This is a genomic window from Aeromonas sp. 5HA1, assembly GCF_029237245.1.
Classification (GTDB): Bacteria; Pseudomonadota; Gammaproteobacteria; order Enterobacterales; family Aeromonadaceae; genus Aeromonas; species Aeromonas salmonicida.
In genome coordinates this window covers 80,462-93,201 of sequence record NZ_JAACFW010000016.1, presented here as the reverse complement: position 1 = coordinate 93,201, position 12,740 = coordinate 80,462, and the positions used below count along the sequence as shown (strand labels likewise).

The window sequence follows — 12,740 nt, the reverse complement described above, 5'->3', positions numbered from 1 at the left end:
TGAGTCGGAGTTGGATCACAATCTTATGTTCAAGACCATCTTAACTTTTCTGCGGCAACAGCTGCCGAAATTGAAACCCTCCTGGCCCCTGCTCGGCGTGGTGCTCTGGGGACTTGCCCTCATTCTGGTGTGGTGGCTGGGTCCTCGCCTCGAGATCCGCGGCGCCAAACCGTTCGAGCCGCTGTGGGGGCGGGTGGTATTCACCCTGCTCTGGCTCTGGCTGATGCTGGGGATCCTCTCCTGGCGAGTGTGGCGCAAGATGCAGCAACTCAAGGCCGAGCGTCAGCATGAAACCGTGCTGGTGCAGGATCCGGTGAAAGGGCTCATCGACAAGCAGGCGTTGTTTCTCAATCGCTGGTTGCAGGCCCTTGGCGAACACCTGGGCAAGGGCGCGCTCTACGCCATGCCCTGGTATCTGGTGCTGGGTCTGCCCGGCAGCGGCAAGAGCAGCCTGATCCACAGAGCCAATCCGGCCAACAAGCTCAACCCCAGACTCGATACCGAGCTCAGGGACGTGGCGCAGGATCAGCTGATCGATTGCTGGCTGGGGGAGCAGGCGGTGATGCTGGATCCCGCCGGTGAGCTCTTGTCTCAATCCGAGCCGGAACTCGATCCGCTGGCGCGCAAGCATGAGCGGCTCTGGCTGCACCTGTTGAACTGGCTTTCCGAACACCGCCGCCGCCAGCCCCTCAACGGTCTGGTGCTGACCGTGGATCTGGCCTGGCTCTCCGGCGCCAGCGTGGCCGAACGCAAGGCTTATGCCCAGCTGATGCGTTCTCGCCTGCAAGAGGTGTCGGCCACCATGAATACCCGGTTGCCGCTCTATGTCACTTTTACCAAACTCGATCTGCTGCGCGGTTTCGATGTGGTGTATGAGCAGCTCGACAAGGAGGCCCGCGAGGCCGTGTTGGGGGTGACCTTCAACCCGGCCGACAGCCGTGGAAAATCCTGGCAGCAGGATCTGACCCTGTTCTGGGATCAGTGGGTGGACAACCTCAACCAGAATCTGCCCGAACTGATGCTGGCACGACTCGATGCCACCCAGCGCAACGCGCTTTTCTCGTTCGTGCGTCAGCTGGCGGGGCTGAAGGATTATGTGACTGCGCTGCTCGATGAGACGCTGCAAATTGAGGAGAGCAAGCCACTGCTGGTGCGCGGCGTCTATATCAGCTCCGTCTATCAGCAAGGGGTGCCGTTCGATGCGTTTGCCCAGGCGGCCTCCCGCCGCTACAACCTGCCAGAGCCCATTCACTCGGCCCTGCGCGGGGAGTCCAATACCTATTTCGTGCGCAGGTTGTTCTCCTCCATCATCTTCCCCGAGGCCCACCTGGCCGGGGAGAACCGGCTGCATACCCTCTATCGTCGCCGTCGGATGGCTATCGGCCTCAGCTGTCTGTCACTCTTTTCGGTGGCGCTGATCGGCGGTTGGCACTACTTCTATCGGGTCAACGAAGAGGCCGGTCGCAACGTGTTGACCAAGGCGCAAGCCTTCATGGAGACCAACGAGGTTGTCGATGAGCATGCCTTCGGTGTGAGTCAGCTGCCCCGCCTCAACCTCATTCGCGAGGCGACCCTCGCCTTTGGCAACTACCGCGAACGCACGCCGCTGGTGGCGGATCTGGGTCTCTATCAGGGGGACGAAATCGGTCCTCATGTGGAAGGCTCCTATCTACAACTGCTGGGTCAGCGCTTTTTGCCAGCCCAGATGCAGGGGCTGCTGGAGGATCTCAATCAGGCTCCTGCCGGCAGTGAGGAGAAGCTCTCCATACTGCGGGTGATGCGGATGCTGGATGATGCCTCCGGTCGCAACAAGGACCTGGTGGAGCAGTACATGGCAAGCCGCTGGCAGCGCGCCTTCCCGGGGCAGGGCGCTGTGCAGGAGCAGCTGATGGGGCACCTGGATTACGCCCTCGACCATACCGACTGGCATGGTGCCAGGGCTGAACGTGATCAGGCCGCCATCATCGCCTTCGCGCCGTTCAAGGAGCCTGTCTACGGCGCCCAGCGCGAGCTTGGCAAGTTGCCCATGTATCAGCGGGTCTATCAGAACCTGGTGGTGAAGGCGAATGACGTATTGCCGCCGGATCTCAACGTACGTGACGAAGTGGGGCCAACCTTTGACACCGTCTTTGCCCTGCGCAGTGACAATGCAGGGCAAGTGCCACGCCTGTTGACCTGGCCCGGTTTCAACGACTTCTTCCTCAAGCAGGACAAGGCGTTGATTGATCTCACAGCCATGGATGCCTGGGTGCTGGGTCAGCGCAGGCTGAGTCAATTGAGCGAAGCCGATCGCAAGGAGATTGGTCGTCAGGTCAACGACCGTTATGTCACCGATTACGTCAACCAGTGGCAAAAACTGCTGACCAATCTGGACGTGCAGACCCTTGAAAGTCCGGAGCAGGCACTGGACGTGCTCTCTGCCATTACCGGCAACGATCAGCCTTTCCAGCGGGTACTGGCTTCGTTGGATGACAACACCCGGATCCGCAAGATATCGGATGTGGAAGGGGATCCTGCGCAGGCCATCACGGCCCGCATCGGCCGTCCCTTCATGGCGACCAATGCCGCCCTTGGCGGTCGTGGCGAGCAGGGGCCGCTTATCCAGGAGGTCAATCAGAAGCTGGTGGAGCTGCAGCACTATCTGGAACTCATCGTCAACGCCACCGAGCCGGGCCAGTCCGCCCTCAAGGCGGTGCAGCTGCGTCTGACCAACAAGTACGCCGATCCCGTGTTCGCCCTGCAGCAATATGCACGCAGTCTGCCTGCCCCGCTGGATCGCTGGGTGGGGCAGCTCTCCGAGCAGAGCTCTCGTCTGGTGATCGACTTGGCCATGTCGTCCCTTAATCGAGAGTGGCAGGACAAGGTACTGGCACCGTTCAACAGTCAGCTGGCCGGTCGTTATCCGTTTGATCCGGGCTCAACCAAGGATGTGCCGCTGTCCGAGATGGAGCGTTTCTTCGCGCCGGGCGGCACCCTGGACAGCTTCTATCAGGTCAACCTCAAGCCCATGGTGGAGAGTGGCCTGATGGAGGGTGAGTTCAGCTCGCCTATCCAGACCGAGCTGGTGAAGCAGCTGGACAGAGCCGCTCGTATCCGCCAGATCTTCTTCACCCAGCAGGGCAACCTGGAGGTGCAGTTCGCCCTCGAGCCCATAGAGCTCACCGCCAACAAGCGGCGCAGCGTGCTGAACCTGGACGGTCAGTTGCTGGAGTATGCCCATGGCCGTCGTACCAAGGTGCCGTTGGTGTGGCCAAACACCATGCGTGACGGTGCCGAGAGCAAGATCACCCTGGTGCCGGCAGCCAGGGAACGTTCACCGCGCAGTGAAGGCTTCGTTGGCCCCTGGGCCATGTTCCGACTGATGGACAAGGGGGAGCTGACCCAGGTCAATGAAGCCACCTTCGATGTGCGCTTCCCGGTGGATCAGGGTTCCATGACCTATCGCGTCTACACCGACAGCGCGCAAAACCCCTTCACCGGCGGCCTGTTCAGTCAGTTCAGATTGCCTGAATCTCTCTATTGATAAAGTGGGGGGCACTGTGTGCCCCCTCAAGCTTTGGAAGCCGATATGTCACAGAATCAACAAGGTCAGCAGGCGCTGAAAGTGGGGCGCGATCCCCGCATGCTGCCGGAGTACGAGGCGCTGCGCAGCGAGATCAACAAACTCAGCCACGCCTCCCGCCCCGAGGTGGACTGGCTCAAGATCCATCGGCTCGCCAGCCTTATCTTTGAAAAGCACGGGGTGGACCTGCAAACCGCCATCTACTTCACCCTGGCGCGGTCGCGCCTGCAAGGGCTGAACGGCTTTACCGAAGGGTGCGAGTTTCTGGCCAACCTGATAGTGACCCAGTGGGAGAGCTTCTGGCCACCTGTGCATCAGGAGCGAGCCCGTATCGAAATGCTGGACTGGTTCATTGCCCGCATCAGCGATGTGATCCGCCAGTACCAGATCAGCCACGAAGACAAGCGCCTCGTCTATCGCTGCGAGCGGGCGTTGCAGCTTATCAGCGAGAAGCTGCACAACGTGGGCTTGAGCCGCATTCCCCGGGTCGAAAATCTGGTGCACTTCATCGAGGGGTATACCCATCTGTTCGATGAGACCGAGATCGTCATCGTCTCCGATGAGCCCGGTCTTAAGGAGGAGCTGCAGATCCCGCCCATGGTGTTCTTCAAGTCCGACATGGAGCACGACAGCCCTTCTTCTTCAGCGTCCTCTTCCAGCACGCCACACCTGCCCCAGGGCAGCATACTGATTGGTCGCGAGAAGGGGCAGGTCAAACCCACAGTGCTCAAGATTGAACCTCACCGCAAGCAGCGCCCTGCCTGGTTCTGGTTTGGCTGCGGTTTGCTCAGCTGCGCCCTGCCGGTGATGAGCTGGCTGGGTTGGCAGCATCTGCAGCAGGAGAAAGCCGTGGCTGCCCAGCGCTTGCAGCAACCGGCCGCCGAGTTGCCACGGGCCCTCAGTTATGACGATATCCGCCAGGCACGCATCGTACTGGGCGAACAGACCCTGCAAGGCATGGAAAGCGAGCTGGTGGCCCGTTATCAAGCCCAGCTGGGACGGCTTGAGCAGACCTCGCCGCTCTACTGGTATCGCTATGGGGAAGGGCTGCGCAACTCGCTGCAGATGCTCTATCCCGACTCGCTGGCAGTCAAGGCGCTGGACAAGCAGTGGCAGACGGCGTTGGCAGGTCAGCAGGGGGATGTGATCAGCGTACCTACCTATCTGGATGCTCGCGCCGGTGTAGACGCCTTGCTCGATCAGCTGCTGGAGCTGGAGCGTCAGCGCAAGACGGTGACCATCTCCTATCTCAAGTCCCAGCTCTATGAGGTGCAGAAAAACCTGATGCAGGATATCCCGTTCAGTCTGCGCCTGAGCGAACTGGAGGCGAGAAAGGCATCCCAGGAGCCCGTCACGGCAGCCGAGCTGAAAGGTCTGGAGAACGACCTGAAAGCACTCAATATCCGGCTCTACCAGTTGCAGCAGAGCAGAGCAGGCAGTTGATCATGCTGCACTGAGCAACACGTTGCGTACATTATGGTGTGTTCGACTGTCAACGCAATATCTGGCCTGGCGATCACACTGTCTTGCGCAAACTATTGCAGTCGCCCCTGCCAGCCTTGAGGTCCATGAACCTAATGGACTGATTTAAAACAGTATTATCGGCGTCTTTGTCATGGCACAAAGGCTGCTGGGTAGCCACCCCAAGTGTATCTGAGCCCATGATCACGACGGTGAGCACGAGGCATGGCGGGAGCCCCTCGGGTGGCTCCCTTGCCCACACGGAGAGTTCATATGTGTCCCTCTATTGCATTGCTCGGTGACATAGGCACCGACCACGATGGTTTTCACCCATCCCCAGTGATTGCCGCGAGCCCGGACGTCTTTCTCGACGGCAAACCGGTGGCCCGGCAGGGCGATCCGCTGGCGCCCCATGACAAGCCCAACAATCCCCCCCATCCGCGCAGCATCTCGGGTGGCGTGGGCACAGTTCTGGTCAACGGCAAGCCCATCGCCGTGACCGGTACCGCCATCGGTTGCGGTGGGGTTGTGATTGGCTCGGGCAGCGGACAGGCAGGATAAGGAACAGCGTTATGGCAGACAGCACAGGATTACAATTCACCGTCAAGGTAGGGGCGCTGCCCGAGAGCACTTTCGTGGTGGCCGAGTTTGCGCTGGAAGAGGCGCTGAACAGCCCGTTCCAGTTGCGATTGGAATTGGCCAGCCCCCAGCCGGATGTCGACTTTGCCGATGTGCTGGACCAGCCGTGCGAGCTGATGGTGTGGTACAACGGCGAGTTGCAGCGGCGGGTGTGCGGGGTAGTGAGTGATTTTGCGCAAGGGGACAGCGGTTTTCGCCGTACCCGCTATCAGCTCATGGTGCAGCCGGCGTTGTGGCGGCTTTCGCTTCGTCACAATTCCCGCATCTTCCAGGCGCAAAAGCCTGATGAAATCCTCTCCATCCTGCTGCAAGAGCACGGCATTACCGATTACGCCTTTGCGCTCAAGAATGAGCACGCCCAGCGGGAATACTGCGTGCAGTACCGCGAAACCGACCTTGCGTTCGTCAACCGGCTTGCAGCTGAAGAGGGGCTCTTCTATTTCCATGAATTCGACGCGGGCAAACACCGCATCGTGTTTGCTGACGATGCGGCTGCGCTGACAGCCGGCCCCGAGCTCTTTTTCAATCTCGGCAACCGCTCGCTGGAGCAGGGCCCCTATGTGCGCCAGTTCCATTACCGCGAGGCGGTGCGCCCCTCGGATGTAGAGCTCAAGGACTACAGCTTCAAGACCCCGGCCTACGGTCTCTCCCACAAAAAGCAGGGCAGCGAGCTGGAGCATCAGCGCGATACCTACCAGCACTTTGACTTTCCGGGTCGCTACAAGCAGGACCCGAGCGGCAAAGCGTTTGCCCAGCACAGGCTCGATGCGCTTCGCAATGATGCCGTGGCGGGCAGCGGCAAATCCAACAGTGCAGCCCTGCTGCCAGGCCAGTTTTTTTCGCTGACCGAGCATCCGAACGGCAATCTGAATACCGACTGGCAAATCGTGCGTATCAGCCACACCGGCTTGCAGCCCCAGGCGCTGGAAGAGGAGGGGGGCAGCGGCCCGACCGTCTACCACAACGAATTTGGGGTGGTCAAAGCCAGCACCAGCTGGCGTGCCCGCATTGGCAGCCCACAAGCGCCCCACAAGCCCATGGTGGACGGCCCGCAGATTGCCATCGTGGTGGGGCCGGAGGGGGAGGAGATTTACTGCGACGAACATGGCCGGGTGAAGCTGCAGTTCCCGTGGGACAGATATGGCAGCTCCAACGACCAGAGCTCCTGCTGGGTGCGGGTGAGTCAGGGATGGGCGGGTGGCCAATACGGCATGATGGCGATTCCGCGCATCGGCCACGAAGTTATCGTTTCATTTTTGGAAGGGGACCCGGACCAGCCTATTGTCACTGGCCGCACCTTCCACGCCACCAACCGGCCGCCCTACGACTTGCCTGCCAACAAGACCCGTACCGTGCTGCGCACCGAAACCCACCAGGGCGAAGGCTTTAACGAACTGCGTTTTGAAGACCAGGCGGGGCAGGAAGAGATTTATATCCACGGCCAGAAAGACCTGAACGTGCTCATCGAAAATGATGCGGCCTGGCACATCAAGCATGACCTGCACACAGATATCGACAACGAGCGGGTGACCCGCATCAAGGCCAACGACCACCTGACGGTGGAGGGGGAGAAGCGGGACCATATCAAGGGTGACCTGTCACTGACCGTCGATGCCTCCATGCATCAGAAACTGGGTCAGTCCCTGCTGGTGGAAGCTGGCCAGGAGGTGCATATCAAGGTGGGCGACAAGCTGGTACTGGAGGCGGGCTCCGAGATCACCCTCAAGGGGGGCGGCAGCTTTGTGAAAGTTGACCCGAGCGGCATCAAGCTGGTCGGCCCCGCCATCAAGCTCAACGCCGGCGGCAGCGCAGGTTCAGGCTCCGGCTGGGGTGGCAAGGCTCCCGTAGTGCCCAAGGGGGTAGAAGTGGTCAAGGCTCCCGAGCTGGTTGAGCTGGTCAAAGCGATCGCCACCGAGAAGGCGATGGAGGCACTCTTGAAAGAAGAGAAGCCTGGCGCGTTCTACCTCTTTTCTGAATAAGGAAACAGCATGAAGTTTGCATTTCCCATCCTCACCGCCAAAGGGGAAGAGTTCAAGGACGTCAAGGTGCTAACGGAGCTGATAAATGGCGAGCAATCGGGTCACTATCTACTTGGCAACCACAACAAGTGGCATGGCGGCGTTCATATCAGCGACAAGAGTGCCCCTTGGTGCAAGGATAAGTACCCCGTCAGAGCCATTGTCGATGGCAAGGTGGTGGCATTCCGGATGATGAAGGATTACCTGACTTCTGAATTTCAGGGTGAGTCCCTACGCTATTCCAACTGCTTCTGCTTGGTACAGCACGAATATTGTGAAATAAATGCAGAAACTAAAGCGAAAAACGAGTTCACCTTCTATTCGCTCTATATGCATCTGCTGCCTTGGGATAAGTACCAAAGTGCCGAAAAGCTGGTGCTGAAAAAGGGTTGGAATGCGCGCAATTCCGTTCCCCATGCCAATCCCGATGCCGAGCAGCAGCGTGTTGATGCCGCTTTGCCCCGTTTCACGTTGCCCAAAGATACCGAACTGGAGATGGACAGCAGTGCGCCATCCCAGAAGGGGAATGTCGGGGGCAAGGAGTATGATTTCATCAAGGTGATTATCAAGAGCAAGCTGTCCAATACCCAGATAAAAGAGGCCGAGAAGGCGGGCGTATTGGTCAGTGAAGGGAGTTCTGTCTGGATCGCGAATAGCCCGGATGCTGTCGAGGTGATCAAGCCCAATGTGCCGACCTGGCTATTCGATCAGATAGAGGCTGAATTATCGAAGAATATGGCCGGACGTGCAGATCCTGTCTCGGATGATAAAAGCGGTCGCTTGATGGCAGGCAGTGGCAGCGTCTCACTGCCAGTCGGCACCAAGTTGCAGTATGATGCCCACCAACTTGAATTCCATTGGATTGGTGACAAGGCACGCAAGATGGCCAGATGCAAATATGTGATGCCGAGTGGGGATGGTGTCCAGGGTAGTTGCGGTATCGCCTGGGTGTGCGTCGAAGATGAATTTATCAAGGCAAAAACGCTCCCCCCCCTCACATCTTGGTGAGCTATATGTGTTGCCATCCCCCGTGGCTATCGCGGCGGGTGAGGCCATAGGTTACCTCGGTCTGGTGGAAACGCCGGGCTCCCTGATAGGGGGCAAGAAGAGCAAGCATCAGGTGCATCTCGAGGTGTTCACTCAGGATCCCAGACTGGACGATGTTTTGGCCAACAAGGCGGGAACAAAAGGCGGCGCTACCTATGCCAAGGTGCCAGCGGAACTCGTCTTGCACGAAAAGAAAAAGCAGGACGGTAAAGATCTCTGGGTGGCGACCGGTGACAAAAGCCTAGAGGCGCTGGTTGAATCGCCAAAGCTTGAGAAAGATGCCGCAAAACAGGAGTGGGTCTGTGTCTCGTCAGGAAAGTATGTCAAGAAAGAGCAAGTCGAATTGTTGAGCCAACATGACTGGCTGAAGATCGGTTTTAAAAAGGTCGATGGTTCAGGCTCCGACGGCTATCTGGATCCCGATGCCCCCCCAGCCTTTTTCACCGATCTGGTCAAGAGCTTTGATTCCGATGGCAATGGTGAACTTAGCAGCGAAGAGATACAGGCGGCCCTGCAAAACAGCAGCAATGCAGACCAACTTCACAAGCTTATCGTCAAGCACCCCAGCGAATGGTATGAAAAATCGTCAGCCAGCAGTTATCTATGGTTGAACAAGCTGATGGCCAAGCTTGGCTTGCCTGATTTTGATCTGTTAGTTGATCATGAGAAGCAGCGAATTGATAAGCTGGAGTGGATGCAGAGTGCAACTAAGTTAACACTTGAGAAAGATAGCTGGCACTTTTCGCCTGTCGGAATTATGGCGTTAGCAATAAAGGCCCAAAATGGGCACCCTAAAACGTATATAGGTGACACTTTAAACGAAATTGAATTTTTGTCTTTCTATAATGGTGAAGTAGTTGAAGAGTCAGATTATGTCAATGCTGCTTCTGAGCTTGGTTGTGAGGTTAATGCTATAAAAGCAATAGCATTAACTGAAACCGGTAGTACAGGCAGTTATTATAAGTTCTCAGATCAGGATGATGCAGTGCTTTCTATTTTGTTTGAAAGGCATAAATTTAGTAATATGACGAATGGGAAATATGATAAGTCTCACCCTGAAATATCTAACCCTGTGGGGGGCGGATATGGGAAATATAAAGTTCAGTATAAGAAACTTATGCTGGCCTACTCATTGGATAAGAATGCTGCACTAAAAGCAGCATCTTGGGGGAAGTTCCAGATATTAGGTTCCAACCACTTGAGTGCTGGATATAAAGATGTAAATGAATTCGTTAGTTCGCTCAGTGGTTCAGAAAAAAACCATCTTAAAGCTTTTGTTAATTTTATAAAAGCTGATAATAGATTGCTCAAAGCCATTCGAGCAAAGGATTGGTTAGCATTTGCACTAGTGTACAATGGTCCTAGGCAGAAAGGATATGATAAAAGAATGAAGGGTAATTACAATGCACTCTAATATTTATATTTTCATGTTGCTTTATTTAATTTCAGCTTCTTCGTATAGCAGCGAAAACGTGTATTTTTCTTGTGAGACTGATAAAGGTGACGTTAAATTATTCGTTGATGAAAATATATTGAATTATGAATTCTCGAAAGGTGATAAGACTGAGCTTTCTTATCACTCATTGGGAGATGGTTTTAGTGGATTCAGTCATAATTATTACTATAGATACCAGACTGAATATGGAAAGGTTTCTTTCAGTAAAGGGAAATACAAGTATTCGATTTTTAGTCACTACGAAGGAAATGAAGAAATGTCAGGTGTAATAGTAACTATATCCGAAAAAGAATATAACATCCCTTGCAGAAAAAAAATTATAAATAAACTTGTGGATCTTATCCCTTTACTACAATGTGATAAAGAAGATGCATTGGGATGCTATCCTGAAAGATAATATCTGTACAGATCTAGTTATCACCTAACACCGGCCTCAAACCGGTGTCTTGTTTACGCTACTTTAGTGCGCACTTCCTTCGGTATCAATTTCAGACCCTTCTTGAACATGCTGTAGGGGTCTGTCCCTTCATCATTAGATCGCTGGTTGTTGTAGTGTTCATCCAGCTGGGTATTGTGCAGTCGTTTGATAAAGCGTAGCTCTGTGGCCTATGTATCTTTGTGATTTGGTGCTCAATCCCTTCAGTTATAGGAATAGCTCTCAAGCCGCCAGTAGAGCTCACGCCCGGAGGGTATAAACCTGTGCCTGATGAGCTTCGAAGAACAGCAGTGTCGTTTCATTGAGATTGAGCACATGGACCGAGGAAACTTGTTGCTTGTTGGGGTAGATCCGTCCCCAGGCGTGGCGGCTGTAGTAGCCCAGCAGGCTTTACAGATATGTCTTGCCAAACCCTTGGAGCGTGCTGATGAAGGTGGTGTCGGCCCTCACCAGTTCCTCGGTGTAGTGGATTTCTAGCTGGCGTTCTCGAAACTACGGACCGGAGTGTTTGAACAGGTGAATTTGCTCATCGTTAAGCCCAATCGTCTATTCCCGATGGTCCATGCGAAGTGTAACAAGCGGTTGAGTTTAGAGAGCAAATGCATGCCACAGACACGGCCAGCACCGGTGCTAATGCCTTTTAGGGTGAGCACCAGTGAGACCCGTTACGGACATTTTTACGGGCAATCAATGGATAGGATTGGGTGTTTTTGAAAGGAGTAAATGGGGTGGCTGATGGGGCTCGAACCCACGACAACCGGAATCACAATCCGGGACTCTACCAACTGAGCTACAGCCACCACTGAAAATTTCCATTAATACCATCCATCCCGTGGAGGGAGGATTTATTAATGGTGCGCCCTGCAGGATTCGAACCTGCGACCCACGGCTTAGAAGGCCGTTGCTCTATCCGACTGAGCTAAGGGCGCTCTGTATCGATCAGCCAAGGTGGCTCATCAATGAACTTGGTCGGTGATAAAGGATTCGAACCTTTGACCCTCTGGTCCCAAACCAGATGCGCTACCGGGCTGCGCTAATCACCGAAATTTCTTGTCCAGCATACCGATAGCGGCGGTACTGGGCAACGGGCGGGCATCATACCCAAGCGGGAAAGGCAGCGTCAACGTATTTTTCCGCTAGTAAATTCAAGTGCCTACTTATTGCCCGCCCAGCGAGCGCTGCTAACACCCGCGCCAAAAAAATGCGACAATGCGCGGCAGTTGAACACATGGTGAGTGAAGAACGATGTCTGCCAAAATCATTGATGGAAAACAGGTTGCGCAAACGATTCGCAATCAGGTCGCAGCGCAAGTCCAACAGCGGTTGGCACAAGGGAAACGGGCGCCAGGTCTGGCGGTGATCCTGGTCGGGGTGGATCCGGCGTCTCAGGTCTATGTCGGCAGCAAGCGCCGCGCCTGTGAAGAGGTTGGATTTATCTCCCGCTCTTACGATTTGAGCGCAACGGCGAGCCAGGAAGAGCTGCTGGCCCTGATCGATCGGCTCAATGATGATGCGAATGTAGACGGCATTCTGGTGCAACTGCCGCTGCCGGCCCATTGTGATACGACTCAGGTGCTGGAGCGTATTCGTCCCGACAAGGACGTGGATGGCTTCCACCCGTACAACGTGGGCCGTCTGGCGCAACGCATTCCGGCACTGCGCCCCTGCACGCCCAAGGGCATCATGACCCTGATAGAGACCACTGGCGTCAAGACTCATGGTCTGCATGCTGTGGTGGTCGGTGCATCCAACATAGTGGGGCGCCCGATGACGCTGGAGCTGCTGCTGGCTGGTTGCACCACGACTACCTGCCACCGCTTTACTCAGGATCTGGAACAACAGGTGCGTCGTGCCGACTTGCTGGTCGTGGCCGTGGGCAAGCCGAACTTCATTCCGGGAGAGTGGGTCAAGCCGGGTGCCCTGGTGATCGACGTGGGTATCAATCGTCTGGCTGACGGCTCTCTGGTGGGGGATGTGGAGTTCGAGACGGCGCGTAATCATGCCTCTTTCATCACACCGGTTCCGGGTGGTGTTGGCCCCATGACGGTAGCGAGCCTGATGGAAAACACCCTGAGTGCCTGTCAGGACTATCACGACCAGGCACTGTGATGATGGGTGAAG

8 protein-coding genes, 3 tRNA genes and 1 pseudogene are annotated in these 12,740 nt (G+C 55.9%); 8 read left to right on the top strand and 4 right to left on the bottom strand.

Translation table 11 applies throughout. The annotated features are described in order from the left end of the window. The first annotated feature begins 25 nt into the window (after positions 1-25). From tssM to GWQ27_RS15115, 7 genes are all read left to right on the top strand, one after another. The gene (gene tssM / locus GWQ27_RS15145; RefSeq protein ID WP_275907684.1) at positions 26-3,523 is read left to right on the top strand and encodes a type VI secretion system membrane subunit TssM; all 3,498 of its coding nucleotides are present in this window, start codon (positions 26-28) and stop codon (positions 3,521-3,523) included. Positions 3,524-3,568: 45 nt separating this feature from the next. Further along, the gene (locus GWQ27_RS15140; protein ID WP_275907683.1) at positions 3,569-5,005 is read left to right on the top strand and encodes a VasL domain-containing protein; all 1,437 of its coding nucleotides are present in this window, start codon (positions 3,569-3,571) and stop codon (positions 5,003-5,005) included. A gap of 291 nt (positions 5,006-5,296) precedes the next feature. After that, positions 5,297-5,584, top strand: coding sequence for a type VI secretion system PAAR protein (locus GWQ27_RS15135; protein ID WP_111588344.1), 288 nt, complete (start codon positions 5,297-5,299; stop codon positions 5,582-5,584). Positions 5,585-5,595: 11 nt separating this feature from the next. Beyond that, the gene (tssI, locus tag GWQ27_RS15130) at positions 5,596-7,641 is read left to right on the top strand and encodes a type VI secretion system tip protein TssI/VgrG (protein ID WP_275907682.1); all 2,046 of its coding nucleotides are present in this window, start codon (positions 5,596-5,598) and stop codon (positions 7,639-7,641) included. A 9-nt stretch (positions 7,642-7,650) separates the two neighbouring features. Further along, complete coding sequence (locus GWQ27_RS15125; protein WP_275907681.1) at positions 7,651-8,688, top strand: hypothetical protein; 1,038 nt, start codon at positions 7,651-7,653, stop codon at positions 8,686-8,688. A gap of 7 nt (positions 8,689-8,695) precedes the next feature. Beyond that, positions 8,696-10,141 carry an N-acetylmuramidase family protein gene (locus tag GWQ27_RS15120; protein WP_275907680.1) on the top strand — a complete coding sequence of 482 codons (1,446 nt, stop codon included), beginning with the start codon at positions 8,696-8,698 and terminating at the stop codon, positions 10,139-10,141. Then, entirely contained in the window at positions 10,131-10,580 is a 450-nt protein-coding gene (locus GWQ27_RS15115; RefSeq protein ID WP_275907679.1) for a hypothetical protein, read from the top strand. The genes GWQ27_RS15120 and GWQ27_RS15115 overlap by 11 nt, the downstream gene beginning before the upstream one ends. 53 nt (positions 10,581-10,633) lie before the next feature. Here the strand turns inward: GWQ27_RS15115 and GWQ27_RS15110 are convergent. The 4 genes and pseudogenes from GWQ27_RS15110 to GWQ27_RS15095 form a co-directional block, all read right to left on the bottom strand. After that, positions 10,634-11,290: pseudogene (locus GWQ27_RS15110) on the bottom strand (IS481 family transposase); the annotation flags it as partial. Positions 11,291-11,343: 53 nt separating this feature from the next. After that, positions 11,344-11,419, bottom strand: a tRNA-His gene (locus tag GWQ27_RS15105). 52 nt (positions 11,420-11,471) lie between these two features. After that, a tRNA-Arg gene (locus GWQ27_RS15100) sits at positions 11,472-11,548 on the bottom strand. Between the two features lie 37 nt (positions 11,549-11,585). Further along, positions 11,586-11,662 (bottom strand) — tRNA-Pro (locus GWQ27_RS15095). A gap of 202 nt (positions 11,663-11,864) precedes the next feature. On the opposite strand from GWQ27_RS15095, the gene folD reads away from it, so the two are divergent. Beyond that, the gene (folD, locus tag GWQ27_RS15090; protein ID WP_275907678.1) at positions 11,865-12,728 is read left to right on the top strand and encodes a bifunctional methylenetetrahydrofolate dehydrogenase/methenyltetrahydrofolate cyclohydrolase FolD; all 864 of its coding nucleotides are present in this window, start codon (positions 11,865-11,867) and stop codon (positions 12,726-12,728) included. The last annotated feature ends 12 nt before the right edge of the window (positions 12,729-12,740 follow it).

Excerpts from the sequence above, each read along its gene's own strand:
- tssM (WP_275907684.1), top strand. The coding sequence starts at position 26 with ATGTTCAAGACCATCTTAACTTTTCTGCGGCAACAGCTGCCGAAATTG.
- GWQ27_RS15140 (WP_275907683.1), top strand. The coding sequence starts at position 3,569 with ATGTCACAGAATCAACAAGGTCAGCAGGCGCTGAAAGTGGGGCGCGAT.
- GWQ27_RS15135 (WP_111588344.1), top strand. The coding sequence starts at position 5,297 with ATGTGTCCCTCTATTGCATTGCTCGGTGACATAGGCACCGACCACGAT.
- tssI (WP_275907682.1), top strand. The coding sequence starts at position 5,596 with ATGGCAGACAGCACAGGATTACAATTCACCGTCAAGGTAGGGGCGCTG.
- GWQ27_RS15125 (WP_275907681.1), top strand. The coding sequence starts at position 7,651 with ATGAAGTTTGCATTTCCCATCCTCACCGCCAAAGGGGAAGAGTTCAAG.
- GWQ27_RS15115 (WP_275907679.1), top strand. The coding sequence starts at position 10,131 with ATGCACTCTAATATTTATATTTTCATGTTGCTTTATTTAATTTCAGCT.
- folD (WP_275907678.1), top strand. The coding sequence starts at position 11,865 with ATGTCTGCCAAAATCATTGATGGAAAACAGGTTGCGCAAACGATTCGC.